25 protein-coding genes and 4 tRNA genes are annotated in these 25,821 nt (G+C 73.3%); 22 read left to right on the top strand and 7 right to left on the bottom strand.

Annotated features, from left to right (window positions below):
* Both AB3388_RS24245 and AB3388_RS24240 read left to right on the top strand, forming a co-directional pair.
* Positions 1 to 1,191: a PQQ-dependent sugar dehydrogenase gene (locus AB3388_RS24245; RefSeq protein WP_495407872.1), complete on the top strand. Its 1,191-nt coding sequence runs from the start codon at positions 1 to 3 to the stop codon at positions 1,189 to 1,191.
* A 144-nt stretch (positions 1,192 to 1,335) separates the two neighbouring features.
* On the top strand, positions 1,336 to 1,812 hold the full coding sequence (locus AB3388_RS24240; RefSeq protein ID WP_495407870.1) for a hypothetical protein: 477 nt from the start codon (positions 1,336 to 1,338) through the stop codon (positions 1,810 to 1,812).
* Positions 1,813 to 1,923: 111 nt separating this feature from the next.
* Here the strand turns inward: AB3388_RS24240 and AB3388_RS24235 are convergent, their stop codons facing one another.
* The gene (locus AB3388_RS24235; RefSeq protein WP_495407869.1) at positions 1,924 to 3,000 is read right to left on the bottom strand and encodes a 2-oxoacid:ferredoxin oxidoreductase subunit beta; all 1,077 of its coding nucleotides are present in this window, start codon (positions 2,998 to 3,000) and stop codon (positions 1,924 to 1,926) included.
* The gene (locus AB3388_RS24230) at positions 2,997 to 4,973 is read right to left on the bottom strand and encodes a 2-oxoacid:acceptor oxidoreductase subunit alpha (protein WP_495407868.1); all 1,977 of its coding nucleotides are present in this window, start codon (positions 4,971 to 4,973) and stop codon (positions 2,997 to 2,999) included. Before AB3388_RS24230 ends, AB3388_RS24235 begins: the two co-directional genes overlap by 4 nt.
* 185 nt (positions 4,974 to 5,158) lie before the next feature.
* On the opposite strand from AB3388_RS24230, the gene htpX reads away from it, so the two are divergent.
* Entirely contained in the window at positions 5,159 to 6,034 is an 876-nt protein-coding gene (htpX, locus tag AB3388_RS24225) for a zinc metalloprotease HtpX (protein WP_495407867.1), read from the top strand.
* A 13-nt stretch (positions 6,035 to 6,047) separates the two neighbouring features.
* On the opposite strand, the gene AB3388_RS24220 is transcribed toward htpX, so the two are convergent.
* Positions 6,048 to 7,856, bottom strand: a complete 1,809-nt coding sequence (locus AB3388_RS24220) for a SulP family inorganic anion transporter (protein ID WP_495407866.1) — start codon at positions 7,854 to 7,856, stop codon at positions 6,048 to 6,050.
* 142 nt (positions 7,857 to 7,998) lie between these two features.
* On the opposite strand from AB3388_RS24220, the gene AB3388_RS24215 reads away from it, so the two are divergent.
* Positions 7,999 to 9,036, top strand: a complete 1,038-nt coding sequence (locus tag AB3388_RS24215) for an MBL fold metallo-hydrolase (RefSeq protein ID WP_495407865.1) — start codon at positions 7,999 to 8,001, stop codon at positions 9,034 to 9,036.
* Here the strand turns inward: AB3388_RS24215 and AB3388_RS24210 are convergent.
* Positions 9,018 to 9,626, bottom strand: coding sequence for a TetR/AcrR family transcriptional regulator (locus tag AB3388_RS24210; RefSeq protein WP_495407864.1), 609 nt, complete (start codon positions 9,624 to 9,626; stop codon positions 9,018 to 9,020). The two genes, AB3388_RS24215 and AB3388_RS24210, sit on opposite strands and share 19 nt — an antisense overlap.
* 87 nt (positions 9,627 to 9,713) lie before the next feature.
* Between AB3388_RS24210 and AB3388_RS24205 the strand changes: the two genes are divergently transcribed.
* Positions 9,714 to 10,232, top strand: coding sequence for a methyltransferase family protein (locus AB3388_RS24205; protein ID WP_495407863.1), 519 nt, complete (start codon positions 9,714 to 9,716; stop codon positions 10,230 to 10,232).
* Here the strand turns inward: AB3388_RS24205 and AB3388_RS24200 are convergent.
* Positions 10,223 to 10,714 carry a YajQ family cyclic di-GMP-binding protein gene (locus tag AB3388_RS24200; protein ID WP_448626804.1) on the bottom strand — a complete coding sequence of 164 codons (492 nt, stop codon included), beginning with the start codon at positions 10,712 to 10,714 and terminating at the stop codon, positions 10,223 to 10,225. The genes AB3388_RS24205 and AB3388_RS24200 overlap by 10 nt on opposite strands.
* An 88-nt stretch (positions 10,715 to 10,802) precedes the next feature.
* On the opposite strand from AB3388_RS24200, the gene AB3388_RS24195 reads away from it, so the two are divergent.
* Positions 10,803 to 10,884 (top strand) — tRNA-Tyr (locus tag AB3388_RS24195).
* 50 nt (positions 10,885 to 10,934) lie between these two features.
* Here the strand turns inward: AB3388_RS24195 and AB3388_RS24190 are convergent.
* Positions 10,935 to 11,378, bottom strand: a complete 444-nt coding sequence (locus AB3388_RS24190; RefSeq protein WP_495407862.1) for a pilus assembly protein TadG-related protein — start codon at positions 11,376 to 11,378, stop codon at positions 10,935 to 10,937.
* Between the two features lie 153 nt (positions 11,379 to 11,531).
* Between AB3388_RS24190 and AB3388_RS24185 the strand changes: the two genes are divergently transcribed.
* The 9 genes from AB3388_RS24185 (at position 11,532) to AB3388_RS24145 (ending at position 19,790) form a co-directional block, all read left to right on the top strand.
* Positions 11,532 to 11,816: a hypothetical protein gene (locus tag AB3388_RS24185; RefSeq protein ID WP_495407861.1), complete on the top strand. Its 285-nt coding sequence runs from the start codon at positions 11,532 to 11,534 to the stop codon at positions 11,814 to 11,816.
* A complete protein-coding gene (locus tag AB3388_RS24180; protein ID WP_495407859.1) occupies positions 11,813 to 13,879 on the top strand; it encodes a hypothetical protein in 2,067 nt (688 codons plus the stop codon). Before AB3388_RS24185 ends, AB3388_RS24180 begins: the two co-directional genes overlap by 4 nt.
* A gap of 568 nt (positions 13,880 to 14,447) precedes the next feature.
* Positions 14,448 to 16,988: a putative bifunctional diguanylate cyclase/phosphodiesterase gene (locus tag AB3388_RS24175; protein ID WP_495407858.1), complete on the top strand. Its 2,541-nt coding sequence runs from the start codon at positions 14,448 to 14,450 to the stop codon at positions 16,986 to 16,988.
* 70 nt (positions 16,989 to 17,058) lie between these two features.
* Positions 17,059 to 17,131 (top strand) — tRNA-Thr (locus AB3388_RS24170).
* Between the two features lie 15 nt (positions 17,132 to 17,146).
* Positions 17,147 to 17,220 (top strand) — tRNA-Met (locus AB3388_RS24165).
* Between the two features lie 99 nt (positions 17,221 to 17,319).
* Positions 17,320 to 17,484 (top strand): 50S ribosomal protein L33, encoded by a 165-nt coding sequence (rpmG, locus tag AB3388_RS24160; RefSeq protein WP_448626809.1) that lies wholly within the window; start codon positions 17,320 to 17,322, stop codon positions 17,482 to 17,484.
* 31 nt (positions 17,485 to 17,515) lie between these two features.
* Entirely contained in the window at positions 17,516 to 17,962 is a 447-nt protein-coding gene (locus tag AB3388_RS24155) for an FAS1-like dehydratase domain-containing protein (protein WP_495407857.1), read from the top strand.
* Positions 17,959 to 18,366, top strand: coding sequence for a MaoC family dehydratase (locus AB3388_RS24150; RefSeq protein WP_495407856.1), 408 nt, complete (start codon positions 17,959 to 17,961; stop codon positions 18,364 to 18,366). Before AB3388_RS24155 ends, AB3388_RS24150 begins: the two co-directional genes overlap by 4 nt.
* The gene (locus tag AB3388_RS24145; RefSeq protein WP_495407855.1) at positions 18,363 to 19,790 is read left to right on the top strand and encodes a gluzincin family metallopeptidase; all 1,428 of its coding nucleotides are present in this window, start codon (positions 18,363 to 18,365) and stop codon (positions 19,788 to 19,790) included. Before AB3388_RS24150 ends, AB3388_RS24145 begins: the two co-directional genes overlap by 4 nt.
* 18 nt (positions 19,791 to 19,808) lie before the next feature.
* Here the strand turns inward: AB3388_RS24145 and AB3388_RS24140 are convergent, their stop codons facing one another.
* Positions 19,809 to 21,059, bottom strand: a complete 1,251-nt coding sequence (locus tag AB3388_RS24140; RefSeq protein ID WP_495407854.1) for a pyridoxal phosphate-dependent aminotransferase — start codon at positions 21,057 to 21,059, stop codon at positions 19,809 to 19,811.
* A 196-nt stretch (positions 21,060 to 21,255) separates the two neighbouring features.
* Here AB3388_RS24140 and AB3388_RS24135 point away from each other — a divergent pair.
* From AB3388_RS24135 to rplL, 7 genes are all read left to right on the top strand, one after another.
* A tRNA-Trp gene (locus tag AB3388_RS24135) sits at positions 21,256 to 21,328 on the top strand.
* A 121-nt stretch (positions 21,329 to 21,449) separates the two neighbouring features.
* The gene (gene secE / locus AB3388_RS24130; RefSeq protein ID WP_495407853.1) at positions 21,450 to 21,986 is read left to right on the top strand and encodes a preprotein translocase subunit SecE; all 537 of its coding nucleotides are present in this window, start codon (positions 21,450 to 21,452) and stop codon (positions 21,984 to 21,986) included.
* Positions 21,987 to 22,027: 41 nt separating this feature from the next.
* Positions 22,028 to 22,924, top strand: coding sequence for a transcription termination/antitermination protein NusG (gene nusG / locus AB3388_RS24125; protein ID WP_495407852.1), 897 nt, complete (start codon positions 22,028 to 22,030; stop codon positions 22,922 to 22,924).
* A gap of 45 nt (positions 22,925 to 22,969) precedes the next feature.
* Complete coding sequence (gene rplK / locus AB3388_RS24120; protein WP_456540959.1) at positions 22,970 to 23,401, top strand: 50S ribosomal protein L11; 432 nt, start codon at positions 22,970 to 22,972, stop codon at positions 23,399 to 23,401.
* 113 nt (positions 23,402 to 23,514) lie between these two features.
* On the top strand, positions 23,515 to 24,234 hold the full coding sequence (gene rplA, locus AB3388_RS24115) for a 50S ribosomal protein L1 (RefSeq protein ID WP_495407851.1): 720 nt from the start codon (positions 23,515 to 23,517) through the stop codon (positions 24,232 to 24,234).
* A 321-nt stretch (positions 24,235 to 24,555) separates the two neighbouring features.
* Complete coding sequence (rplJ, locus tag AB3388_RS24110; RefSeq protein ID WP_495407850.1) at positions 24,556 to 25,170, top strand: 50S ribosomal protein L10; 615 nt, start codon at positions 24,556 to 24,558, stop codon at positions 25,168 to 25,170.
* A gap of 17 nt (positions 25,171 to 25,187) precedes the next feature.
* Positions 25,188 to 25,583 carry a 50S ribosomal protein L7/L12 gene (gene rplL, locus AB3388_RS24105; RefSeq protein ID WP_448626819.1) on the top strand — a complete coding sequence of 132 codons (396 nt, stop codon included), beginning with the start codon at positions 25,188 to 25,190 and terminating at the stop codon, positions 25,581 to 25,583.
* Positions 25,584 to 25,821 lie beyond the last annotated feature (238 nt).

The raw sequence follows: 25,821 nt of genomic DNA, 5'->3' as shown, positions 1-25,821 counted from the left end.
ATGCGGACCGTTTTCGCGCTGGTCGGGGCGGTGCTGGTGCTCGCCGGGTGCACGGCCGGATCGGACTCGGGCAGCGCGGCCGCGGGGACGACGAGCGCGCAGCCGCCGCCCACGTCCGCTCCGCCCGCCGCGCCGGCCCTCGACGTGACCGCCGTGGCCGACGGCCTCGACCACCCCTGGGACGTCGCGCAGGCGCCCGACGGGACGCTGCTGTTCGACGAGCGCGGCGGCGGGCTGACCGCCGTTCTGCCCGACGGGTCGGTGCAGGAGGTCGCCGCCGACTTCGACGACCTGTTCGCGCGCGGCGAGACCGGCCTGATGGGTCTCGTCCTCGACCCTGCCTTCGCGGACAACCGGCGCTTCTACACGTGTCAGGGGCGCCAGGCGGGGGAGACCCCGGACATCGCCGTCATCGCCTGGACAGTCGACGACGACTGGCGCAGCGCCACCCGCGTCGATGACCCGCTGCTCGGCGGCATCCCGGTCAACGGCGGCTCGGGCCGGCACGGGGGCTGCCGGCTGCGGTTCGCGCCCGACGGCGCCCTGCTCGTCGGCACCGGCGACAACGCGAAGGGCAGCAACCCCCAGGACCGCGACACGCTCGCCGGCAAGGTCCTGCGCATCGACGCCGCCACGGGCGACCCGGCCGAGGGCAACCCGTTCCCCGGCCCCGGGCCGTCGGCGTTCGTGCTGAACTACGGCCACCGCAACGTGCAGGGCCTCGCGATCCGGCCCGGCACCGACCAGATCTACAACGTCGAGCAGGGCACGTCCCGCGACGACGAGGTCAACCTGCTGCAGCCCGGCGCCAACTACGGCTACGACCCGAACGGCGCCGACGGCAGCTACGACGAGAGCGTGCCGATGACCGACCCGGGGATCCCCGGCGCCGTCGCAGCCGTGTGGTCGTCGGGCCCGGAGACGATCGCCACCTGCGGCGGCACCTTCCTCGACGGCGAGCAGTGGGGCGCCTACGACGGCCTGATGCTGGTCGCCGTCCTCAAGGGCGAGGGCATCCTGGCCCTCCGGCTGGCCGACGACGGCACCCTCCAGGAGCAGTTCCGGCTGCCCGAGTTCGAGGGCACGCACGGCCGGATCCGCACCGTGCAGCTCGGCACGGACGGCGACCTGTACGTCACCACCGACAACGGCGACGACGACCAGGTCCTCCGGGTCACGCCCCGCGGCTGAGCGGTTCCGTCCCCCGGACCGGCCGGTCCTTTGGTCCCGTTCCCGCGGGGTTGTTGGGCCCTGTGACCCCGATCACAACGCCAGGAGCGTTGCGGCCGTACCGGTCACTCGGCCGCACCGTCGGCCGGCTCTGAGGGGGAAGCAATGAAAGCTGCACGTCTGCTCGTCGTACCCGCCGCTGGGGCGCTCCTGTTCAGCGGGATGGCCCCCGCGGTGGCCGACCCGGGCGGCCACGGCGGGCGCGTCCAGGCCGAGGTCGTCAGCATCGACGACACGGCGCGGGCCAACCGCGACGGCGACGAGGTCTGGGTGAAGTTCACCTACAAGTGCCGTGGGGACGACGACCGCATCAAGACCACGGTCAGCCTCCGCCAGGACGGCGCCCGCTTCCGGACCTCGTTCTACGGCGATCTCTACTGCAACGGTCACCGGCAGACCGACACCGTCGGGCTGGCCCAGCGTGGGAACAGGGACCTGGAGAACGGCCGCGCCGACGCGACCGTGTCGTTCGACACCAACCGCCGCAACCTGGACTACCTGACCGAGTCGGTCCAGGTCAGGGGCGTGCGGCACCACGACAACCGCGACAACCGCGACAACAACAACCACCACAACTACTGACGCCCGCGGATACTCCTCAGCCGGCCAGCAGCGACCGACGCCACGAACCAGCAGGGCCCGCCTCCCCTTCGGGAGGCGGGCCCTGGCGCTGTCGGGTCTGGGGCTGTCGGGTCAGGCGGAGACGGTCCAGGTGTCGCCACCGGCGAGCAGGCCGGCGAGATCGCCCGGCTCGGCGGTCCGCGCCTCGTCGAGCTGGTCGGCCATCATCCGGTCGTAGGCCGGCCGCTGCACGGCGCGGAAGACGCCCATCGGGGTGTACCGGAGGTCCTGGCTGGAGAGCCGGGAGAGCGCGAACGCGTAGGACGGGTCCTGCCGGTGGGCGTCGTGGACGACGATCTCGGCCCGGTCGACCTGGCTGGTCTCGGCGATCCGCAGCCCGCCGAACTCGTCGCGGACCACGCAGGAGGCGCCGTCCGGGCCGAAGACCAGCGGCTCGCCGTGCACCAGCGGGATCGTCCACTGCGGACCGGTGGCCGGGTCCTTGAGCAGCTCGAAGGCGCCGTCGTTGAAGATGTTGCAGTTCTGGTAGATCTCCACCAGCGCGGTGCCCTGGTGCTCGGCGGCCTGGCGCAGCACCTCGGTGAGACCCTTGCGGTCGGAGTCCATCGCGCGGCCGACGAAGGTGGCGTCCGCGCCGAGGGCCAGCGAGACCGGGTTGAACGGGTGGTCCAGCGAGCCCATCGGCGTCGACTTGGTCACCTTGCCCACCTCGGAGGTGGGGGAGTACTGGCCCTTGGTCAGCCCGTAGATCCGGTTGTTGAACAGCAGGATCGTCAGGTTCACATTGCGGCGCAGCGTGTGGATCAGGTGGTTGCCGCCGATGGACAGCGCGTCGCCGTCGCCGGTGACCACCCAGACCGACAGGTCGGGGCGCGCGGCGGCCAGGCCGGTGGCGATCGCCGGGGCACGGCCGTGGATGGAGTGCATCCCGTAGGTGTTCATGTAGTACGGGAAGCGCGACGAGCAGCCGATCCCGGAGACGATGACCATGTCCTCGCGGGCGATCCCGAGCGAGGGCAGGAAGCTCTGGACCGCGTTGAGGATGACGTAGTCACCGCAGCCCGGGCACCAGCGCACCTCCTGGTCGGTCTTGAGGTCCTTGGCCTTGAGCTCGGTCTGCTTCTCGCCGGCGCCGGTCGCGGCGGCGATGGGATCGTTCCCCGGCAGGCCGAGGTCGACGGTGGTCACTTCGTGCCTCCAGTGAGGGCGGCGGCAGGGGTTCCAGCGGTGGCGGAGTCGATGGCGCCCTGCAGGACGGCGGCGAGCTCGGCCGCGCGGAAGGGCAGGCCGCGCACCTGGGTGTGGCTCTCGACGTCGACGAGGTACTTCGCCCGCAGCAGCAACGCCAGCTGCCCGAGGTTCATCTCGGGGCAGATCACGCGGTCGTAGCGGGCCAGGACCTCGCCGAGGTCGGCGGGCATCGGGTTGATGTGGCGCAGGTGGATCTGCGCGATCGACCGGCCGGACTGGCGCACCTGCCGGCACGCGGCGCCGATCGGGCCGTAGGTGGAGCCCCAGCCGATGACCGCGACCCGCGCGTCGCCGTCGGGGTCGTCGACCTCGGTCGGCGGCACGGTCGCGGCGATGCCGTCGACCTTCGCCTGCCTGGTGCGGGTCATGAAGTCGTGGTTGTCCGGGTCGTAGGAGATGTTGCCGGTGCGGTCGGCCTTCTCCAGCCCGCCCACGCGGTGCTGCAGCCCCGCCGTCCCCGGGATGGCCCAGCTCCGGGCCAGCGTCTCGGGATCGCGCGCGTAGGGCAGGTACTCGCCGTCCTCGCCGTTGGGCTCGGTGGCGAACTCCACCGTCAGGTCCGGCAGCGACTCGACGTCCGGCACGGCCCACGGCTCGGCGCCGTTGGCCAGGTAGCCGTCCGACAGCAGGATCACCGGCGTGCGGTAGGCCAGCGCGATGCGGGCGGCCTCCAGCGCGGCGTCGAAGCAGTCGCCCGGCGATCGCGGCGCGATCACCGGCAGCGGCGCCTCGCCGTTGCGGCCGAACATCGCCTGCAGCAGGTCCGACTGCTCGGTCTTGGTGGGCAGGCCGGTCGACGGGCCGCCGCGCTGCACGTCGACGACGACCAGCGGCAGCTCGAGCATGACCGCCAGGCCGATCGCCTCGCTCTTCAGCGAGATGCCCGGGCCGGAGGTGGTGGTGACGCCCAGCGCGCCGCCGAAGGAGGCGCCGATCGCGGCGGAGACGCCCGCGATCTCGTCCTCGGCCTGGAAGGTGCGCACGCCGAAGTTCTTGTGCTTGGACAGCTCGTGGAGGATGTCCGACGCCGGCGTGATCGGGTACGCGCCGAGGAACACCGGCAGCCCGGAGCGCTGGCCGGCCGCGACGATGCCGTAGGCCAGCGCCTGGTTGCCGGAGATGTTGCGGTAGGTGCCCGGCGCCATCGGGGCGGGCTTGACCTCGTAGGAGACGGCGAAGGCCTCGGTGGTCTCGCCGTAGTTGAAGCCGGCGCGGAACGCGGCGATGTTGGCCGCGGCGATCTCGGGCTTGCGGCGGAACTGCCGCTCCAGGAAGCGGATCGTGCCCTCGGTCGGCCGGTGGTACATCCACGACAGCAGGCCGAGCGTGAACATGTTCTTGCTCCGCTCCGCCTCCTTCTTGCCCAGGCCCGAGTCGGCGAGCGCGTCGAGGGTCAGGCTGGTCAGCGGCACGCTGACCACCTGCCAGCCCTCCAGGGAGCCGTCCTCGAGCGGGTTGGTGGCGTACCCGACCTTGGCCAGGTTGCGCGGGGTGAACTCGTCGGAGTCGGCGATCAGCAGGCCGCCGCCGGGCAGGTCGGCCAGGTTGGCCTTGAGCGCGGCGGGGTTCATCGCGACCAGCACGTCCGGGGCGTCGCCCGGGGTCATGATGTCGTGGTCGGCGAAGTGCAGCTGGAAGCTCGAGACGCCGGGCAGGGTTCCCGTGGGGGCCCGGATCTCGGCGGGGAAGTTGGGCAGCGTCGACAGGTCGTTGCCGAAGGACGCCGTCTCGCTGGTGAACCGGTTACCGGTCAGCTGCATACCGTCGCCGGAGTCGCCGGCCAGCCGGATGACCACGCGGTCCAGGGCGACGACGTCCTTCACCAGGCCGCCGTTCGTCGCGCCGTTCGTCGAGCCGTTGGACGTGCCGACCGCCGTCGCGGGCTCGTCGGGCAGGGTGCTGCCAGTCATCAGTGGTCCACCTCCACCGGGCGAGGTTACGTGCGTGTGTCCACGCCTGGTTGTGCAACCCGACACGCCGTACCCACGACCGCTCGAACGAATGGCCGTTCCGGCCGTCGTCGGGGCCAACCCGTCGGGGGGACGGCGTCATTCCCGCCGGGAACGGCGGTCCCGGTGGTCGCGTTGGTCCGGGCGTGCAGCGCTGGAGCAACGGACTCAAGACCGCCCTGCTGCTGGGGCTCATGGGTGCACTCATCCTCGCCGCCGGCGCCCTGATCGGCGGTCGCGGCGGCCTCCTCATCGCACTCGTGATCGCGCTGGCGGTCAACGGCTTCGCCTACTTCAACTCCGACAAGCTGGCGCTGCGGGCGATGCGGGCCTTCCCGGTGACCGAGACCCAGGCGCCGCAGATCTACTCGATCGTCCGGGAGCTGGCCACCGAGGCCCGCCAGCCCATGCCGCGGCTCTATGTCAGCCCCACCGCGGCGCCCAACGCCTTCGCCACCGGCCGCAACCCGCGCAACGCCGCCGTCTGCTGCACCCAGGGCATCCTCGAGCTGCTCGACCGCCGGGAGCTGCGTGCGGTGCTCGCGCACGAGCTCTCGCACGTCTACAACCGCGACATCCTGATCAGCTCGGTGGCCGGGGCGATGGCGACGGTCATCACCTACCTGGCGCACATGGCGATGTTCGCCTCCCTCTTCGGCGGCCGGTCCGACGACCGCGAGGGCGGCAACGCGCTCGGCAGCCTGCTGCTGATCGTGCTCGGCCCCATCGCGGCCGGCCTGGTGCAGATGGCGGTCAGCCGCAGCCGGGAGTACCAGGCCGACGCCTCGGGCGCGCGGCTCACCCAGGACCCGCTGGCGCTGGCCAGCGCCCTGCGCAAGATCGACCGCGGGACGGCGATCCGGCCGCTGCCGCAGGACGACCGGCTGGTCACCCAGAGCCACCTGATGATCGCCAACCCGTTCCGAGGGCAGGGCCTGGCCTCGTGGTTCTCGACTCACCCGCCGATGCCCGAGCGGATCAGCCGGCTCGAGCGGATGGCCAAGGAGCTCGGGCAGTTGTAGCTCGTCCCGGCGGTCAGGTCGCGGCCGGGCCGGGCGTCCCCGTGGCGGGGCGCTCTGCACCGGCCGCCCGGGGCTCCGGGATCGGTGGGCGTGGCGGTCCCGGCGTGCCGCGGAACGCCGCCACCGCGTCGAGCAGGTTGGGATAGATGCGCTCCGGCGGGATCCAGCGGTCGAGCCCGTGCACCCTCAGCAGGGCGAGCAGCGACGCGTCCGCGCGCGCCAGCGCGATCGTGATGTCGCGGGCCCGGAGGTACTCGCAGAGGCCGCGGAGGCTGAGCCCCGCCGAGTAGTCGATGTCGCTGATCGCCGACGCGTCCAGGATCACCCACCGCACCGGGTCGGGGGCGTGGTCGACGAGGGCCTCCACGTCGTCGACGAACCGGTTGGCGTTGGCGTAGAAGAGCTCGGCGTCGTACCGGAAGACGAGCAGCCCGGGCTCGCTCTGGTGGCCGGGCGCGGCCGACTGGTACGTCGGAGCCCCGCGCATCACCCCGATCACGAAGTCCTTGGGGCGGTACTGCCGCCGGATGATCTCGAGGATCGAGATCACGACCGCGAGGACGATGCCCTGCTCGACGCCCCATGCGAAGACCACGACGCCCGTCACGACGGCGATGACCAGCTCGCTGCGCCGGCGCGCCCCCACCCGGCGCAGCCCGGCGACGTCGATCAGGTCGACCCCGACGACGAAGACGATGGCGGCCAGGACGGCCTCGGGCATGTCGGCGAGGGCGGTGGTGAAGAACAGGGCGACCAGCAGGACCAGCCCGGCCATGGTCAGGTTGGCCACCTGGGTACGGCCCTTCTGGCCGTCGAGGATCTGCGTCTTGGTGGGGCTGCCGTTGACCACGAACGTGCCGCTCAGGCCGGCGGCCAGGTTGGCGGCGGACAGCCCCACGAGGTCGCGGTTGATGTCCACCCGGTCCCCGCGCCTCATCGCGAAGCTGCGGGAGGTGGCCGCGCTCTGCGCGATGATCAGGACGAAGCACGAGACGGCCACCGGCAGGACGGCGCGCAGGTGCTCGACCGTGATCCCCGAGGGCAGCCCGAGCGGCGGGAGGCCGCTGGGGACGCTGCCCACCACCGCGACACCGTGCGCGGCGGCATCGGTGGCCGCGGAGACGACGATCAGCCCGACGACGGCGACGATCGCCCCCGGCACCCGCCGCACGAAGCGCCGGAACCCCACGATGATCGCGAGGGCGCTGACGGCGAACGCGGCGGTGGTCCAGGAGATCCCGGTCAGCCCGGTCAGCCAGGCCCACTGCTGCTGGAACCAGTTGCCCGACCCCTTCGGGATCCCGAGCATCGCCGGGATCTGCCCGGTGAGGACGGAGATCCCGACCCCGGAGAGGAACCCGACCAGCACCGACGCCGACAGGAAGTCACCGAGGAAGCCCAGCCGCAGCAGGCGCGCCAGGATCAGCAGGACGCCGCAGACCAGGGCGGTCAGGCTGCAGAGCGCGACCCACTCGGGCGACCCGGGAGTGAGCCCCGAGACGCCGCTCGCCGCGAGCAACGAGGCGAGGATCGCCGCGGTGGCGGAGTCGGCGCCCACGACGAGCAGCCGCGAGGCACCGAGCAGGGCGAACGCGGCGGTCGGCAGGATGACCGTGTAGAGGCCGGTGACCACGGGCGTCCGGGAGATCGTGGTGTAGCCCATCACCTCCGGGATCGCGACCGCGGCGAGGGTGAGTCCGGCGGTCACGTCGGCCGCGAGCCAGGACCGCTGATAGCCGCGCAGTGCCACCGGGAGAGGGCGCGGCATCCGGTGCGTGCGCCACGCCGCCGGCGCGTGTCCGGCCGTCGGGGTCGATCCCATGAGTCGTCCTCGTGCGTCGGCGCTGCCCGTGACACCCCCCGGACGAGGCTGCGACGGGGGAGTCGCCGGAACATCGTCCCGCGGGGGTGAGTCGGACGCCGCGGGCCGCTCCGGGGCCCCTGACGGGACTAGCGTCGCCGCCATGTGCGGCGGCGACGACGCGGTCACGACCGCGGCCCCCCGGCCGGCACCGGGACCCGCGGTGGACCCGATCGCCCTGGAGCCGGTCGACGAGGTCGTGATCACCACCCTGGTCGACAACGTCTTCGACGGGCTGCTCACCGGTGGCGACCGGGTGGCCCGGCCCTCGCTGGCCACCGGCCGCGTGGCCGCGCCGCAGTTCGAGGGCGGCCTGACCGCGCCGGGGTTGCGCGCCGAGCACGGCTTCTCCGCGCTCGTCACGGTCCGCCGGGGGACGTCGCGCACCACCCTGCTCTTCGACACCGGCATCTCGCCCGACGGCATGACCGAGAACGCCCACCGGCTGGGCATCGACCTGGGGGGGGTGCAGGGCGTCGTCCTCAGTCACGGGCACTTCGACCACGCCGGCGGCGTGGCCGGTCTCGCGGCCCGGCGGGGCGGCCTGCCGATGACCGTGCACCCGCTCGTGTGGACCCGTCGCCGGCTGGCGGTGCCCGGAACGGACGCCGTCGAGCTGCCGACGCTCTCCCGGCGCGCGCTCGAGGGCGACGGATTCGAGGTGGTCGAGCGGCGGCAGCCGTCGCTGCTCGTGGACGGCTGCGTGCTGATCACCGGGGAGGTCGACCGGACGACGGACTTCGAGCGGGGCATGCCGCCGCCGCACCAGGCCTGGGACGGCGCGGACTGGCGGCACGACCCGCTGGTGCTCGACGACCAGGCGCTGGTGGTGCACGTCCGCGACCGGGGGCTCGTCGTCCTCACCGGGTGCGGCCACGCCGGCGCGGTCAACACGGTGCGCCACGCGATGCGGCTGACCGGCGTGGACCGGCTGCACGCCCTCCTGGGCGGCCTGCACCTGTCGGGCCCTGCCTTCGAGCCGATCATCGCCCCGAGCGTGGCCGCCCTCACCGAGCTGGCACCGGACCTGGTCGCCCCCGGGCACTGCACCGGCTGGCGGGCCCAGACGGCCCTCGCCGCGGCGCTGCCCGACGCCTTCGTGCCGAGCAGCTCCGGGACGCGCTACACGCTGGCCGCCTGAGTCCCCGCGCTGCCGGACGGCCGCAGAGGCTCGTGGAGGTAGCGCTGGACGGTCGCCCCGACGTTCGCGGCGATCACGTTCGGTGGCATCGCGTCGAGGGGAGGTAGCGCCAGGACGAAGCGGGTCAGCGCCAGGCCGAGGATCTGACTGGCCACGAGGGCCGCGCGCTGCGGCGCCTCGGCCTCGTCGGTGACCAGGCGGCGCAGCGCGGGCACGAGCTGGCGGGCGAAGAGCTCGCGCATGCCGGCCGCCGCGTCGGCATCGCTGGCGGCGGAACGCAGCAGGCTCAGCAGCACCTGGCCCTCCAGGGTCCCCGCGTCCCACCGGGAGAGGAAGTGCTCGACGAGGCGTTCCCCGTGCTCGTCCGCGGGCCCGTCGGCGAGGTCGGGGATGCGCAGGTCGATGTCCATGGCGGCGGCGAACAGCCCGGTCTTGGAGCCGAAGTAGCGCACCACCAGGGCCGCGTCGACCCCGACGTCCCGGGCAACGGCCCGGAGGGACGCCGAGCGGTAGCCCTCGGCGGCGAAACGGGTGCGCGCCGCGGCCAGGATCGCGGCCTTCGTCTCCACCGCTCCGCGCGTCCGGGTCACGCCGGCCAGGCTATGTCAACACCCGTTGACCTCGCCAGGCGGCCGCGTCTACCCTGCGGTCAACACTCGTTGACTTGGGGGTGTGCCATGAGAATCCCGTCGGCCGCAGTCGGCAGTCTCGCCTGGCTGGTGGTGGCCCCGGGCACCGTGTGCGGCCTGGTGCCCTGGCTGATCACCGGGTGGCGGCGACCCGGCGATCCGGTGCCGTGGGTCGACGCCGTCGGCGGGCTCCTCGTCCTGGCCGGTGCGGCGGTGCTGGTCCACGCGTTCGTCGCCTTCGCCTGGCACGGGCGGGGGACACCCGCGCCGGCGGCGCCGACCGAACGGCTGGTCGTCACCGGCGCCTACCGGCACGTGCGCAACCCGATGTACGTCGCGGTCGAGGCGGTCGTGCTCGGCCAGGTGCTGCTGTTCGCCAGCGGGGGACTGCTCGCCTACCTCGTGATCATCAGCATTGCCATGGCCGCGTTCGTGCACGCCTACGAGGAGCCCACGCTGCGCGAGGCCTACGGCCCGGCGTACGACGAGTTTCGCGAGAACGTGCCCCGCTGGCTACCGCGCGTCACTCCCTGGAGGGGAGCCGACCACGGCGCCGCTCAGCGGTAGTTGTCGAACTGCAGCGCGACGTCGAGGTCCTTGCCGCGCAGCAGCTGCTGCACCGCCTGCAGGTCGTCGCGCTTCTTGCCGCTGACCCGGAGCTGATCGCCCTGGATCTGCGCCTGCACGCCCTTCGGGCCCTCGTCGCGGATGATCTTCGCGATCTTCTTGGCCGTGTCGGACTCGATGCCCTGCTTGATGCGGGCGCTGATCTTGTACGACTTGCCCGAGGACTGCGGGTCGCCGGCGTCCAGGGACTTCAGCGAGATCTTCCGCTTGACCAGCTTGTCCTTGAAGACGTCGAGCGCCGCCGCGACGCGCTCCTCGGTGTCGGCCTGCAGGACGACGGCCTCCTCGCCGGACCACGCGATGCTGGCGTTGGTGCCGCGGAAGTCGAACCGCTGCGTCAGCTCCTTGGCCGCCTGGTTGAGGGCGTTGTCGACCTCCTGCCGGTCCACCTTGCTCACGACGTCGAAGGACGAATCGGCCATGGTCTTCCTCCCGCTTCGGGGGGACGCGCCCTCGGGGCCTCGAAGGCGTCGTCGCCCGTTCTTGTACGCTGCTCCGGTACCACCGCACGGCGGGTTGCCCGAGTGGCCAAAGGGAGCGGACTGTAAATCCGTCGGCTCAGCCTACGAAGGTTCGAATCCTTCACCCGCCACGCCTCGGTACGACGGCCCCCGACCGGTTCCGGTCGGGGGCCGTCGCCGTTCAGGGGATCGTCGGGGCGCGGGCACTGGCGACGGCGGTGCGCTCCAGTGGCTCGCCGCCGAGGAAGAGCCAGCCGAAGGCGATGTCGGCGTAGCGCGTGCACCGCACGGTCACCTCCGCGCCGTCGGTCTCCGCCGACCACGCGTCCAGGCGGGTTCCGCCGTCCGCCAGCTGGTCGGCCACGGCCGCCTGCGCGGCCGCGCGGGTCAGCGGCAGCTCGGTGCCGACGCCGGTGGCGTAGACGGCGGCCTCGTCGGCCTGGTCCGCGGCGGCCAGGGCGGCGCCGTCGCAGATGGACTGCACCTCCTGCTGCTCCAGGAAGGCGTCGGAGGCGGCGATGGCGCCGAAGGCCATGAGCGCGGCGACGGTCCAGCAGACCAGCACGAAGGGCAGGCTCGAGCCGCGCTCGCCTTGTTGTTCCGATACCGCCCCGTCCGGTCGCACGCGGGGCAGCGTAGATCATCTCCGTCGTCGTCCACAGTCTGTGGACGACCGCTGTGGACGGTGTGGACGACGGAGCCCCGGCCGTGGCCGCCCGCGGGAAGGCCTGTGGACGGCGCCCCCGCGGCCGTGCTCCGCGCCGCCACACTCCGGCGCATGACGATCGAGGTGCCGCCCGAGCAGCTGTTCGCGCTCGCCGACGCGCTGCGCGCCCAGGGCGAGGAGGCCGGCGAGGTCGCCGTGCGGCTGGCCGGCGTTCCCGCGGTGCCGGGGCGGCTGGGGCCGGCCGTCGAGGCGTTCCTGGAGGCGCACCGCACCGCCGGCACGGCCGTGGCGGGGGAGCTGCACTGGCTCGGCTCCACGGTGGCCGCCGTCGCGGACTCGTGGCTGGGGCTCGACCGCCTCCTCCTGCCGACGCGCGACCGGGCGGTGCCGCGGTGACCGCGCCCCTGCCCGTGCCGCTCGACCAGCCGGGCGATCCCGCCGCGCTGGCCGACCTCGGCGCCGCCGTCACGGGGGCGGCCTTCCGCACCGGGGTGCTGGCGGCGCACCTCGCCGGGCCGGCGTCCTCGGCGCCCGGGTGGCTCGGCGCCGACGCCGCCACGGCCGCGGAGCAGGTGACCGCCGTGACGGCGCTGGCGCGCGAGCTGCACGGCTCGCTGACCACGGCGGCCGACCGGCTGGCCGTGCACGCGGCGGTGCTCGACGACGTCCGCCGGCGGATCGCGGCGCTGCAGCGGGCTCAGGAGGACGACTTCGCCGCGCTCTCGGCCCGCGCGGTGGCGCTGGCCGACCCCGACGCGCTGATCCCGGCCGTGGAGGAGCTGGCCGCGGCCGAGGCGGCCCGCCGCCGGGAGCACGCGGCCCTGCTGGCCGAGCTGGACGCCGATGCGGCGGCCACGGCGGGCACGCTCGCCCGCGCGGTCACCGGCCTCGGCGGGACGGGAGCGCCGGGGCAGGAGGCCCGGGTCCGGGTGCGCCTGGCCGCCGTCCTGCCGGGCTGGGGCGACGGCGAGCTCGGCGCGCGCGGCTGGTCGGCCGCGGCCGGCCTCGGCGGCCCCGCAACCGCCGAGGAGATCGACCGCATCGCCCGCGAGGACCTGCCGTACGCCGCGAGCCCCGCCTACGCCGGGGCGCTGCTGGCGAACCTCGGCGTCGACGGCGTCCGCTACCTCCTCGTGGTCCTGGGGCGGGAGCGGTCGCCGTCCCCGGAGCTGGCCCGCTTCCTGGCGACGGCCTTCGGGGCCGCCCGCGTCCCGGAGTCCGGCGCGGGGCCGCTCGCGGACGTGCTCGCGGCCGGCTACGTCGACGCCGCCGACCCCGACGGCGTTCCCGACCAGGTGGCCGCTGGGCTCGCCGCCCTGCTGACCGCCGTCCCGGCCTCGGCCGGCGGCGTGCGGGCGGGGACGGCGGCCGGGTGGGGGGAGCAGATCCTCGTCCGCGAGCGCCGACAGGGGGTCTCCGCCGCCGACCGGCTCGGGTTCGTGGGCGGCGACCCGGTCGAGGCCGTCCTGCAGCGCGTGGGCGCCGATCCCGCGGCCGGCGCCGTCCTGCTGCGCGAGCGGGAGACGTGGGACGCACTCCTCGCCCGCCGCTGGACCGACGAGGGGGAGGCGCTCGCCACCGTGGTCGAGGCCGCGGGAGCCGAACCGGGCCCGGCGGGGGACGCCGCCGTCCGCGCCGGGCTGGCGGCGCTCGGCCACGGCCTGTCCCCGGAGGGCTCGGGCACGTGGACCGTGGACCGCCAGACCGCGGCGCAGGTCGCGCCGGCGCTGGGCTCCGCCGTCGCGGCGCACGCCGGGGTGGTCGCCGGCCTGCTCGGCGCCGCCGGGGCGGGCCACCCGCTCGCGCTGCCCGACGACGAGGTCCTGCGCGGGCTGGGCCACCTCACCGTCGACCCGGAGGCGGCCGACGCCGTGCAGTCCGCGCTCGACGCCGGGACGGCGACGGCACCGCTCGACCTCGCGGGCTCCAGCCCCACCGAGCCGCTCGACGCCGTGGCGGTCCGGAGTGCGCTGGTGGCCGTCCGGGAGTACGGCCAGCGGCTGGACCACGCCCTCGACGGGTTCGCGGCCATGACCGCGGCCGTCGACCGCCAGTTCACCTTCGACGTCACCGTCCGGTTCGCGGCCTGGGCGTTCGACCAGGTCGTCGGCCGGAACCCGGCCGGCGAGCTGGGAACCGCGATCCTCGACGCCGGGGTGGACGGCCTGGCGGCGCTGCTGGACGCCGACGGCAGCTGGGAGCTGCCCCCGGACGACGGGCTGGTGTTCGGCCGGGAGGACGCCGCCGCGGCCGCGCTGGCGCTCGCGCCGGCCGACGACCCGGGGGTGGCGGTGGAGGTCGGCCGGCAGGCGCGGGCCGCCTTCGACCGCGCGACGCGAGCGCTCGGCGCGCCGCGACCGCCGGACCCCGAGGCCGACATCCGCGATCTGCTGCACGAGGACGATCAGAGGGACCTGCGCCACGCCTACCTCGAGCAGATGCCGCACGGTCCGCGGTGACACGCCGTGTCCGGCAGTTGCGGAGGCAGCAGGCGCGCGTTCCCAGGATGACACCGGTGTCTTTCCGCACGTGCGAGGGGTGGCACGTCGGGGGAGCGCAGGTCGGCCGTCGGGGTGGGGGTGTTCCAGCTCACACCGCCTCCCCCAAATTGGTGACTTGCCGTCTGTCTCGCATTACAGAAAGTGACGGCGCGACTGTGTGTCACTCGACCGTGATCATCGGTGCTTGTCCCGATGGGGTGACGGGAAGCAATGTCTCCGGCGCGGTCCGTACCGAACGACGCTCTGCCCCCGCGCGTGGGTGACTGCCGCACCATCGCGGTCGTTCATGCCTGAGGAGGCGTCATGAGCAGCACACAGCAGCGCAGTGGCCGGTGGAGCCGGTCGGGTCGGTGGAGCCGGTCGGGTCGCTGGAGCTGACCCAGCCCTGCTGAAAGCAGGCCCACGAAGGGGGCAGGTGGTCGTCCGACCGCCTGCCCCCTTCGAGTTGCAAACGCATGGTTGCGGGGCGTAACGCTGTTAGCCTCGGCGCGGTTTTCTTCCCCCCTCCCCCCAGAAACGGGTTCCGTTGGCCGAGCCGGAAATGTGGGCGCCCCCGCGCGCCCACCTGCTGCGCAATCCGTGGGGCGCCGCCGCGGTCGCGGGCGCGCTTGCGGTGCCCGCGCTCGTCTTCGTCCTCGGGGCCGCCCGCCAGCCGCTCGAACTCTTCCCGCTGCTCGGTGTCTTCCTCGTCTTCCTGGCCACCGAGTCGATCCCACTGCACTTCGAGTTCCGCAAGCAGACGTTCTCCTGGTCGGCCAACGAGCTGGCGATCATCGTGGGTCTGTACGAGGTCGGTGGCGCGTGGAGCGTCGCGGCGCGGCTCGCGGCGGTCGCGATCGTGCTGGTGGTCCAGCGCTACTCGGGGGCCAAGCTCCTGTTCAACCTCGCGATCGCGGTCATCGAGCTCGGTGTCGCGGTCGCCGTGCTCTCGGTGCTGCGGGTCGAGGACCTCTCCTCCCCGATCACCTGGCTGTCGTACCTGCTCGCCACGGTCACCGCCGACGCGGTCGGCGCGCTGCTCATCGCGATGGCCATCACCCTGACGCAGGGCTATCCGGGGCGCGCGCTCTGGGCGACGCTGCTCATCCCGATCGTCGTCGTCGCCCCGATGTCGGTGATCGTCGGCCTCGGCGCGCTGATGCTGCTGCACCAGACCCTGTGGTCCTGGCTGCTCCTGCTGCCCGTGCTCACCTGCCTGGGCCTGCTCTACCGGCGCTTCGGCCAGGTGACCCGCGAGGGCGACAGCCTCGAACGGGTCTACGAGTTCGCGCGGCGGGTCGAGCAGATCCCGGCCGACGAGGACGGCGCCCGGCAGATCGTCCTGGCCGTCCGCGACCTGCTCAACGCCGAGCGCGTCGCCCTCTGGCTGCCGCCCTACCTCGACGAGGAGCCGCGGCTGGTCGTCGCCGCCGAGGACGGCGCCGTCTGGTACGACGGGCCGGGCGATCCCGACGACTTCTTCCGTCGCCGCGCCGTGGACGCCGCCGCCGAGGGGCCGGTGCACGCCTCGCTGGCCCGGGGCGACGAGCAGGAGGCGGCCGCGCTGGGTCGCCGCAACGCCTCCGACCTCCTCGGCGCCGCGGTGGTCACCGCCGCCGGTGAGCCCGGCTACCTCGAGGTGTGCGACCGGCGCAGCGACGTCGTCAGCTTCGGGGAGGGCGACCGCGCCGCGCTGGAAAGCATGCTCACCCACGTCAACGCCGCGATCCGCCAGCAGCAGCTGCTGACGCAGATCCGCTACGACGCCGACCACGACCGGCTCACCGGCCTGCCCAACCGGCAGCGGCTGGCGGGGGAGATCGACGCGCTGCTCGCCGCCGACCCGGTCGCCGCGCGGGTGGGGCTGATCCTCGCCGCGCTGGACAACTACACCGAGGTCACCGACACGCTCGGCCACGCCGCCAGCGACGAGCTGCTGCTGGTGACCGCCGGCCTGCTCCGCGAGCACGCGCCGCCGCAGGCCCTGCTCGCCCGGATGGAGGGCGAGCAGTTCGCCGTCCTGCTGCCGGGCCTGTCGCTGGCCGCCACCGAGCGCGCCGCCCGCCGGCTGCGGGAGGCCGCGTCCACCCGGGCCCGCGTGGCGGGGCTGGACCTGGAGGTCACGCTGTCCATCGGCGTGGCCGCCGCCCCGGTGCACGGCACCGACGCCGGCACGCTCATGCAGCGGGCCGACGTCGCCCTGCTGGCCGCGTCCGGCTCCAGCGGCGTCGCCAGCTACCACCCGGTGCTCGACCAGCAGAGCCTGCGCCGGCTGCAGCTGGGCACCGAGATCGAGCAGGCCATGGCCGACGGGCACATCACCGTCGTCTTCCAGCCGATCATCGACGCCCGGACGTCGGACATCGTGTCCGTGGAGACGCTCGTCCGGTGGGCGCACCCGCGCTACGGCGCGATCCCGCCGGACGACTTCATCCACCTCGCCGAGCAGATCGGCCGGATCGGCCCGCTCACCGACCACGTGCTGGACCTGGCGCTGGCGCGCTGCCGCCGGTGGCTGGACCAGGACATCGCGCTGTCGGTGGCGGTCAACCTCTCCGCCCGCTGCCTCACCGAGCCCGACCTCGTCGAGCGGGTGCGGCGGGCGCTGCGCCGGCACGGCGTGCCGGGGGAGCTGCTCACCCTGGAGCTCACCGAGGGCAGCGTGATCGACGACACGGTGCGCAACAGCTCCGTGCTGGCCGACCTGCACTCGCTCGGCCTGCGGCTGTCCATGGACGACTTCGGCACCGGCTACTCGTCGCTCTCGCAGCTGCGTCAGCTGCCGATCGACGAGGTGAAGATCGACAAGTCCTTCGTGCTGGGGATGTCCACCAGCCAGGGGGAGTCGTTCATCGCCCGGTCGATCATCGAACTGGCCCACAACCTGGGGCTGCGGGTGGTCGCGGAGGGCGTCGAGGACGAGCTCACCCGCAACCTGCTGGCGGAGATGGGCTGCGACAAGCTCCAGGGCTTCCTCGTCAGCCGCCCGCTGCCCGACGAGCGGCTGGAGAGCTGGCTGCTGGCGCGCACCGGCGTCCGGTCCGCCGCGCCCGGCGCCACCCACCGCCGGCTGTTCGTCCGCACCTGAGAGCCGGCGGCGGGTCCCTGCAGGGCGGCCGAAGGCGTCAGGTAGAGTCTTCGACGGCTCCTCGGAGCACGCCCCTTTAGCTCAGTCGGCAGAGCGTCTCCATGGTAAGGAGAAGGTCTACGGTTCGATTCCGTAAAGGGGCTCTGGACAACGATCACGGCGGTGTAGCTCAGCCAGGCAGAGCAAGCGGCTCATAATCGCTGTGTCACCGGTTCAAATCCGGTCACCGCTACTTCCCACGGACCCCCTCGGGGGTCCGTCGTCGTGTCGGCAATCCCGCCGGCACGCGGGTCGCCCCGGGCGGCCCGACCGACAAGGCTAGGAGCACACCGTGGCAGCCACCGACATCCGTCCGAAGATCACCCTGGCCTGCCAGGAGTGCAAGAACCGCAACTACATCACCCGCAAGAACCGGCGCAACGACCCCGACCGGCTCGAGCTGAAGAAGTACTGCCCGCACGACCGCAAGCACACCGTGCACCGCGAGACGCGCTGACGCGTCCGGAGCGGGAGCGGAGGGCGGGAGCATGGCGCTGGACCCAGGACTGGTCGGGCGCAGCTACCCGCCCTCTGCCGTCTACGAGGTCGGGCGGGCGAAGATCGCCGAGTTCGCCGCCGCGATCGGTGACCCCGACCCGGTCTACCGCGACGCCGAGGCGGCCCGGGCGGCCGGCCACCCGGACGTCATCGCGCCGCCGACGTTCGCCATCGTGGTGAGCCTGGAGGCCGCCACCTCCGTGCTCGACGACCCCGACGTCGGCATCGACTACAGCCGCGTCGTGCACGGCGAGCAGAAGTTCGCCCACCACCGCCCGATCCGCGCCGGCGACCGGCTGGTGGCACGGACGACGATAGAAACCGTCAGGCACGTGGGTGGAAATGATCTGCTGACGACCCGCGTCGACCTCGCCACCGAGGACGGCGAAGCGGTGTGCACCGCCACCTCCATGCTCGTCGCGCGCGGTGCGGCATGACGCTCGAGGTGGGCGCCGAGCTGCCCGAGCAGACCTTCCCGGTCACCCGCGCGGACCTGGTCCGCTATGCCGGCGCCTCGGGGGACTTCAACCCCATCCACTGGAACGAGCGGGTCGCGACCTCGGTGGGTCTGCCGAACGTGATCGCGCACGGCATGTTCACGATGGCGCTCGCCGGCCGCGCCGTCACCGCCTGGGCCGGCAACCCGGCGGCGCTGGTCGAGTACCACGTCCGCTTCGGCCGGCCCGTCGTCGTCCCGGACGACGAGACCGGCACGACGGTGACCGTTCGTGGCAAGGTCGCCGCCGTGCTCGACGACGACCGCTACCGCGTGGACCTCACCGTCACCAGCTCCGGCGAGAAGGTCCTCTCCCTCGCCCGGGCCGTCGTCCACCTGCCGTGAGGCCACTGCGGGGCCTCTCGCTGGCCGCCGCACTGCTCGCACTCCCCGGCTGCACGTCGTTCGTCGAGGGCATGGCCACCGCGGCCGCCCCCGCGCCGACCACCGCACCGGAGGACGGAGCGTTCCGCTGCCCCGCCGAGCGGGCCGAGCCCGACGCCGACCGGCCGGTCGTCGACCTGGACTTCCGGCTCGCCGACGACGGCGGGAGCGTCACCGGCACCGAGACGGTCACCTTCACCCCCGACCTCGTCACCGACCGGCTGGTCTTCCGGCTCGTGCCCAACGGGCCCGGCTCCGCCGCGGCGGGCAACCGGCTCACGGTCGACGGGGTCCGGGGGGACGACGTCGACGAGGGCCGCTACGTCGCCGCGGAGGGCGCCGACCCCGGCGGCCTCTACGAGGTGCGGCTGGACGACGAGCTGGCCGCCGGCGACTCCACCGAGGTGGAGCTGGACTTCAGGCTGACCCTGGGGCGGGGCGGGTTCGACCGGTTCGGCACCGCCGGCGGGCTCTCCTGGTGGGCCAGCGGCGCCCCGCTCTTGGCGTGGGAGCCCGGCGTGGGCTGGGCCGAGGACCCGTTCGTGCCGCTGCTCGGCGAGACCGCCAGCAGCCCGGTCGCCGACACCACGATCAGCGTGTCGGTCCCGGAGGCGCTGACCGTGCTGATGACCGGCGCCCAGGAGCCGCCGTCGGCGCCGGTCGGGGGCCGGCGCACGTGGACCTCGGCCGAGCCGGTCGCCCGCGACGTCAGCGTCGCCGTCGGCTCCTTCACCACCGAGGAGCGCACGACGCCCGACGGCGTCCGGGTGACCGTGGGCGTGCTGCCCCGCGGCGACCTCGAGGTGGGGCGGCTCGCCGACTGGACGCTGGCGGCCATCGCCGAGCTGGAGGCGCGCTTCGGGCCGTTCCCGTACCGGACGCTCAGCGTGCCGCTGCTGCCGGACTTCGGCGGCGGCATCGAGTACCCCAGCAGCATCCTGCTGGCCGCGCCGAGCCAGCAGGTGCTGGTCCACGAGGTCGCGCACATGTGGTTCTACGGGATGGTCGGCGACTCGCAGTTCCGCGACCCGTGGCTCGACGAGGCCTTCGCGACCTACGCCGAGTCCGTCGACGACTCACCCAGCCCGGCCGGCATCGACCGGGCGCTCGAGCTGCCGGGGGAGGTCGGCGGCTCGATGGCCGACTTCGGCGACGACGGCGAGTACTTCTCCACGGTCTACGGCAAGGGCGGGGCCGCGTTGCTGGCCGCGCGCGACGCCGCCGGCGCCGAGGCGTTCGACGCGGCGATGCGCTGCTACGTCGACGCCAACGCGTGGACGATCGCCACGCCGGCCGACGTCGCCGCGGCCTTCACCTCCGTGCCCGCGGCCCGCGACGTCCTGCTGCAGGCCGGAGCGCTGCAGCAGGACGACCTGCCGGATTGAGGACCCCGATGCAGGGGCCTAGCCGGCCGAGCCCAGCAGCCGCTGCAGCCGCGAGACGCCCTCGATCAGGTCCTCGTCCCCGAGCGCGTAGGACAGCCGCAGGTACCCCGGGGTGCCGAACGCCTCGCCCGGGACGACGGCGACCTCGGCCTGCTCGAGGATGATCTCGGCGAGCTCCACCGTGTCCTGGGCGGTCCGGCCGTTGACCGGCCGCCCGAGCAGTCCCTTCACCGACGGGTAGACGTAGAAGGCGCCCTGCGGCTCGGGGCAGGCCACGCCGGGGATCTCGCGCAGCATGCCGACGATCGTCTGCCGGCGCCGGTCGAAGGCCTCCCGCATCGTGGCGACCGCGGACAGGTCGCCGGTGAGCGCCGCGATCGCCGCGGCCTGCGAGACGTTGGCGACGTTGCTGGTCGCGTGCGACTGCAGGTTGGTGGCGGCCTTCACGACGTCGGCGGGGCCGAGGATCCAGCCCACCCGCCAGCCGGTCATCGCGTAGGTCTTGGCGACCCCGTTGACGACGACGCAGCGGTCGGCGAGCTCGGGCACGAGCACGGGCATCGACGGGGCGCTCACCCCGCCGTAGGTCAGGTGCTCGTAGATCTCGTCGGTGAGCACCCACAGCCCGTTGTCCAGCGCCCAGCGGCCGATCTCCTCGACCTGCGCGGCGGGGTAGACCGCGCCGGTCGGGTTGGACGGCGAGCAGAACAGCAGCGCCTTCGTGCGCGGGGTGCGGGCGGCGTCGAGCTGGGCGGCCGAGACGAGGTATCCGCTCTGCTCGTCGGCGACGACCGGCACCGGCACGCCGCCGGCCAGGCGGATCGCCTCGGGGTAGGTGGTCCAGTACGGCGCGGGCAGCAGCACCTCGTCACCCGGGTCGAGCATCGTGGCGAACGCCTCGTAGACGGCCTGCTTGCCGCCGTTGGTGACCAGGATGTTGGCCGGGGTCGCGGACAGCCCGGAGTCACGGGCGGTCTTGGCCACGATGGCCTCCTTGAGCGCCGGCAGCCCACCGGCGGGGGTGTAGCGGTGCATCGCCGGCTGGCGGCAGGCGGCGACGGCGGCCTCGACGATGTAGTCCGGCGTCGGGAAGTCCGGCTCCCCGGCGCCGAAACCGATCACCGGCTTGCCGGCCGCCTTCAGCGCCTTGGCCTTCGCATCGACGGCCAGGGTCGCCGATTCGGTGATCGCGGCGATGCGGCGGGAGACGCGGCGCTGCGCGGGCGGCAGCTCGGACAGGGCGGACTCCGAGGAGGAGACGGCGGTCATGCGCTCATGGTGTCAAAGATGGGTGCCGACCCGCCCGCGAGGACCGCAGTCCGGCGGGCGTTGGCTGTCCTGGGAGACGGTCCCGTACACTGGCAGCACTGGGGCAGTTGACCCCGCCACCGGCGTGCCCCGGATCCTTCCTCGGGCCCGCGCTGTGGTGGCGAGGTGTGCCGTCCCGGGCCCTGGGCAGGGCACTAGGGGTGTAGCTCAATTGGCAGAGCAGCGGTCTCCAAAACCGCAGGCTGCAGGTTCAAGTCCTGTCACCCCTGCTCGTGCCGTCGGTCCTCTCCGGCGACCAGCACGCGCCCACAGCACGACCCGCAGGACACAGCACGGCACCGACAGACGGCCCGCCTGGGGCGGCCACCACGACGAGGCGAGCGAGGCGCAGTGAGCGACGAGAAGCCGGGGCGCGACGACGACGCGGCCGTCTCCGACGCCGAACTGACCGACGAGCAGCTCGACGCGGACGCTCCCGGCGTGGACGACGCCGCCGAGCTGGAGGCCGCCGAGGCCGAGGTCGCTGCCGAGGCCGAGGACGACGAGGACAAGGTCGTCGCCGGGCGCCCCGGTCGCCGGCGCGGCCGGATCACCGCGGCCGACGACGACGAGGACGACGAGCCGGCGGTCCCGAGCCGGCGGGCGGCGCGCGAGCGGACGTCGTCCCGCCCGGCCGCCCGTGCCGGATCGGGCACCCGGTCCCGCGCGGCCGCCGAGAAGGCCCGGGCGGGCGAGGTCCGGCAGCGGCGGAGCCTGCGCCGCTTCCTGCGCGAGGTGGTCGCGGAGCTGCGCAAGGTCATCTGGCCGGGCCGCCGCGAGCTGATCACCTACACCACCGTCGTGATCGTGTTCGTCGCGTTCATCGTCGCGCTGGTGGCGGGCCTGGATCTGCTCTTTGCCAAGGGAGTGCTCGCCGTCTTCGGCTGAGCGCCCCGCGACCGAACGTCCCAGACAAGGAAGAGATCTCCGTGACCGACCCCCGCGAGCCCTTCGACACCGACAGCGCCGTCGAGGCCACCGACCTCGACGACGCGCGGTTCGACGTGCGCGGATCCGTGGACATCGACACCGACGCCGGTGAGCCCGGCACGGCGGAGAGCTCCAGCGACACCGCCGACCTCGACACCGCGACCGAGGTCGCCGACGCGACCCCGGAGATCGAGGGCGGCGACCCCGACAGCCTGGTCACCGACCCGCTGGTGGCGCCGGCCCCGTCGAGCGACGACGGTCAGGTGGAGGAGGAGGACGGCGACCCCGTCGAGGCGATGCGCAAGAAGCTGCGGATCCTGCCCGGCGACTGGTACGTCGTGCACTCCTACGCCGGCTACGAGAACAAGGTGAAGACCAACCTCGAGGCGCGGATCCAGTCGCTGGACGTCGAGGACTACATCTATCAGATCGAGGTGCCCACCGAGGAGGTCACCGAGATCAAGAACGGCAAGCGCGCGCAGGTCAACCGCAAGGTCCTGCCGGGCTACCTGCTGGTCCGCATGGAGCTCAACGACGAGTCCTGGGGCGCGGTGCGCAACACCCCCGGGGTCACCGGCTTCGTCGGCGCGACCTCGCGCCCCTCGCCGCTGACCATCGAGGAGGTCGTCAAGATCCTCGCCCCCGCGGTCGCGCCGCAGGCCGCGAAGGCCGCCGAGGCCGCCACCACCGGTGGCGCCGCCGCGGCCGCGACCACGACCGCCGTCGTCGAGTTCGAGGTCGGCGAGTCGGTCACCGTCATGGACGGGCCGTTCGCGACCCTGCCCGCGACGATCAACGAGATCAACGCCGAGCAGCAGAAGCTGCAGGTGCTCGTCTCCATCTTCGGCCGGGAGACGCCGGTCGAGCTCTCGTTCAACCAGGTCAGCAAGATCTGACCCGGTTCCCAGCACGCGTCTCAGAGCACTCACCAGAAGGAAGTCATGCCCCCCAGGAAGCGGTTGACCGCGGTCATCAAGCTCCAGATCAACGCCGGTGCGGCCACCCCCGCGCCGCCCGTGGGTCCGGCGCTGGGCCAGCACGGCGTCAACATCATGGAGTTCTGCAAGGCGTACAACGCCGCGACCGAGTCGCAGCGCGGCAACGTCATCCCGGTCGAGATCTCGGTCTACGAGGACCGCTCGTTCACCTTCGTCACCAAGACCCCGCCGGCCGCGCGCATGCTGCTCAAGGCCGCCGGCGTCGAGAAGGGCTCGGGCGAGCCGCACAAGACCAAGGTCGCCACCGTGACGCGTGACCAGGTCCGCGAGATCGCGCAGACCAAGATGGCCGACCTCAACGCCAACGATCTCGACCAGGCCGAGAAGATCATCGCCGGCACCGCCCGGTCGATGGGCATCACCGTCACCGGCTGAGCGTTGCACCACCCGGACCCCGACGGGTCCGGTCCAGCACCTGTGGGAGGGCCGCGCCAGGCCCGCGCACCACATGAACTCCCGGTCACCTGAGCCGGGGGAGAGGAATCACCATGGCGAAGCACGGCAAGAAGTTCCGCGCCGCGGCCGAGAAGGTCGACCGGGACAACCTGTACTCCCCGCTCCAGGCCGCCTCGCTGGCCAAGGAGACGTCGCCGACCACCTACGACGCCACCGTCGAGGTGGCCATGCGGCTCGGCGTCGACCCGCGCAAGGCCGACCAGATGGTCCGCGGCACGGTGAACCTGCCGCACGGCACCGGCAAGACCGCCCGCGTCATCGTGTTCGCGACCGGTGACAAGGCCGCCGAGGCCGAGTCCGCCGGCGCCGACGTCGTCGGCTCGGACGACCTGATCGAGCGCATCCAGGGCGGGTTCCTGGACTTCGACGCCGCGATCGCGACCCCCGACCAGATGGCCAAGGTCGGCCGGATCGCGCGCATCCTCGGTCCGCGCGGCCTGATGCCGAACCCGAAGACCGGCACGGTGACCCCGGACGTCGCCAAGGCCGTCAACGACATCAAGGGCGGGAAGATCAACTTCCGCGTCGACAAGCAGGCGAACCTGCACCTGGTCATCGGCAAGACGTCGTTCCCCGAGACCAAGCTGGTCGAGAACTACGCCGCCGCCCTCGACGAGGTCCTGCGGGCCAAGCCGGCCGCGGCGAAGGGCCGGTACCTGAAGAAGGTCACCATCTCCACGACGATGGGCCCGGGCATCCCGGTCGACCCGAACCGCACCCGCAACCTGACGGTGGACGAGCCGTCCGCCTGACCGACGCGCGCCAGTGGCCCTCTCCCCTCGCGGGAGGGGGCCACTGGCGTGTGTGCGTCCCCTGGCCGGCCGCCGGACCGCCGCCGGACGCGTGTACCCTTGTCGACGTTCCCCCCAAGACCGCTGGTCGTCGCACGTCCGCGTGTGATCGAAGGTCCCGGAGCTCCGGGCGGCCCGCGCAGGAGGACGGTTCGATCGACGGGCGCCGTGCGCCCGTCCCTCGCCCCGTGCGTCCTGCGCCGGGGCGTTCCTCGTCTCCGGGGGCCGATCACCCGCTCTCGCGCTTCCTCCGGTGGTCGCCCGACCGACGAGAGGAGGCCCATGCCCACGCAGGCCAAGGCCGCCGTGATCGACGAGATCACCGAGCGGTTCCAGAAGTCCAGCGCGGCCGTGCTCACCGAGTACCGCGGGCTGACCGTGGCCCAGCTGACCCAGCTGCGCCGCTCCCTCGGTGAGGGCAGCAGCTACGCCGTCGTCAAGAACACCCTGACGAAGCGGGCGGCGGAGGAGGTCGGCTACGCCGACCTCGCCCCGCTGCTCACCGGCCCGACCGCCATCGCCTTCATCGAGGGCGACCCGGTCAACGCCGCCAAGGCCATCCGCGACTTCGCGCGCGCCCACCCGCTGCTCGTCGTCAAGGGCGGCGTGGTCGAGGGCCGCACGGTCGATGCCCGCGAGGTCACCCGCCTCGCCGACGTCGAGAGCCGTGAGGTGCTCCTCGCCAAGCTCGCCGGCGCGATGAAGGGCAACCTGACCAAGGCCGCCGGGCTGTTCCAGGCCCCGCTGTCGCAGGTCGCCCGCCTGGCCGCCGCGCTGCAGGAGAAGAAGCCCGCGGAGGCCGCCCCGGCCGCCGAGGCTCCCGCCGCCGACGCCGCTGCTGACACCACCCCCGACACCGACTCCGCTGCCGCCGACGACGCGGCCAGCACCGACTGACCCAGAAGGAGAGAACCATGGCCAAGCTGTCCACCACGGAGCTGCTCGACGCGTTCAAGGAGATGACGCTGCTCGAGCTGTCCGACTTCGTGAAGCAGTTCGAGGAGACCTTCGAGGTCACCGCTGCTGCCCCGGTCGCCGTCGCGGCCGCTCCCGCCGCCGGTGGCGGCGGTGGCGGTGGCGAGGAGGCCGCCGCCGAGCAGGACGAGTTCGACGTCATCCTCGAGAGCGCCGGCGACAAGAAGATCCAGGTCATCAAGGAGGTGCGCGGCCTGACCTCGCTCGGCCTCAAGGAGGCCAAGGACCTGGTCGACGGCGCGCCGAAGCCGGTTCTGGAGAAGGTCGCCAAGGACGCCGCCGAGAAGGCCAAGGCCGCCCTCGAGGGCGCCGGCGCCACCGTCACCGTCAAGTGATGGACCCCGCTGCACCCCACGCTCGGCGCGGGACCCTGCAGCGGGGCCGGTCCAGCCGGTGAACGCCGGCTAGTACCACCGCACGTCCCGCAGGGGCCGTCCTCCACCCGGAGGGCGGCCCCTGCGGCGTTCAGGCGTGTCGCTCGGCTGGGTGACGGTTCCGATTTGCAGGGTGACCTGCGTAACCCCCACGATGAGCGGTCGTTACTGACGAGTAGAGGTCAGGCGCCGGAACCGG

The organism is Geodermatophilus sp. SMS 5-13 (assembly GCF_059428245.1).
Note: the sequence above shows the minus strand (reverse complement) of the source record. Positions and strands in the feature narration are given on the sequence as shown.

Bases quoted from the DNA above. Each gene is read 5' to 3' on its own strand.
- AB3388_RS24220 (WP_495407866.1), bottom strand. From the start codon at position 7,856: ATGGGATCGACCCCGACGGCCGGACACGCGCCGGCGGCGTGGCGCACG.
- AB3388_RS24240 (WP_495407870.1), top strand. From the start codon at position 1,336: ATGAAAGCTGCACGTCTGCTCGTCGTACCCGCCGCTGGGGCGCTCCTG.
- AB3388_RS24230 (WP_495407868.1), bottom strand. From the start codon at position 4,973: ATGACTGGCAGCACCCTGCCCGACGAGCCCGCGACGGCGGTCGGCACG.
- AB3388_RS24205 (WP_495407863.1), top strand. From the start codon at position 9,714: ATGAGAATCCCGTCGGCCGCAGTCGGCAGTCTCGCCTGGCTGGTGGTG.
- AB3388_RS24245 (WP_495407872.1), top strand. From the start codon at position 1: ATGCGGACCGTTTTCGCGCTGGTCGGGGCGGTGCTGGTGCTCGCCGGG.
- rplJ (WP_495407850.1), top strand. From the start codon at position 24,556: ATGCCCACGCAGGCCAAGGCCGCCGTGATCGACGAGATCACCGAGCGG.
- AB3388_RS24150 (WP_495407856.1), top strand. From the start codon at position 17,959: ATGACGCTCGAGGTGGGCGCCGAGCTGCCCGAGCAGACCTTCCCGGTC.
- AB3388_RS24200 (WP_448626804.1), bottom strand. From the start codon at position 10,714: ATGGCCGATTCGTCCTTCGACGTCGTGAGCAAGGTGGACCGGCAGGAG.
- AB3388_RS24155 (WP_495407857.1), top strand. From the start codon at position 17,516: ATGGCGCTGGACCCAGGACTGGTCGGGCGCAGCTACCCGCCCTCTGCC.
- AB3388_RS24185 (WP_495407861.1), top strand. From the start codon at position 11,532: ATGACGATCGAGGTGCCGCCCGAGCAGCTGTTCGCGCTCGCCGACGCG.
- AB3388_RS24215 (WP_495407865.1), top strand. From the start codon at position 7,999: ATGTGCGGCGGCGACGACGCGGTCACGACCGCGGCCCCCCGGCCGGCA.
- rplL (WP_448626819.1), top strand. From the start codon at position 25,188: ATGGCCAAGCTGTCCACCACGGAGCTGCTCGACGCGTTCAAGGAGATG.
- rplK (WP_456540959.1), top strand. From the start codon at position 22,970: ATGCCCCCCAGGAAGCGGTTGACCGCGGTCATCAAGCTCCAGATCAAC.
- AB3388_RS24140 (WP_495407854.1), bottom strand. From the start codon at position 21,059: ATGACCGCCGTCTCCTCCTCGGAGTCCGCCCTGTCCGAGCTGCCGCCC.
- rplA (WP_495407851.1), top strand. From the start codon at position 23,515: ATGGCGAAGCACGGCAAGAAGTTCCGCGCCGCGGCCGAGAAGGTCGAC.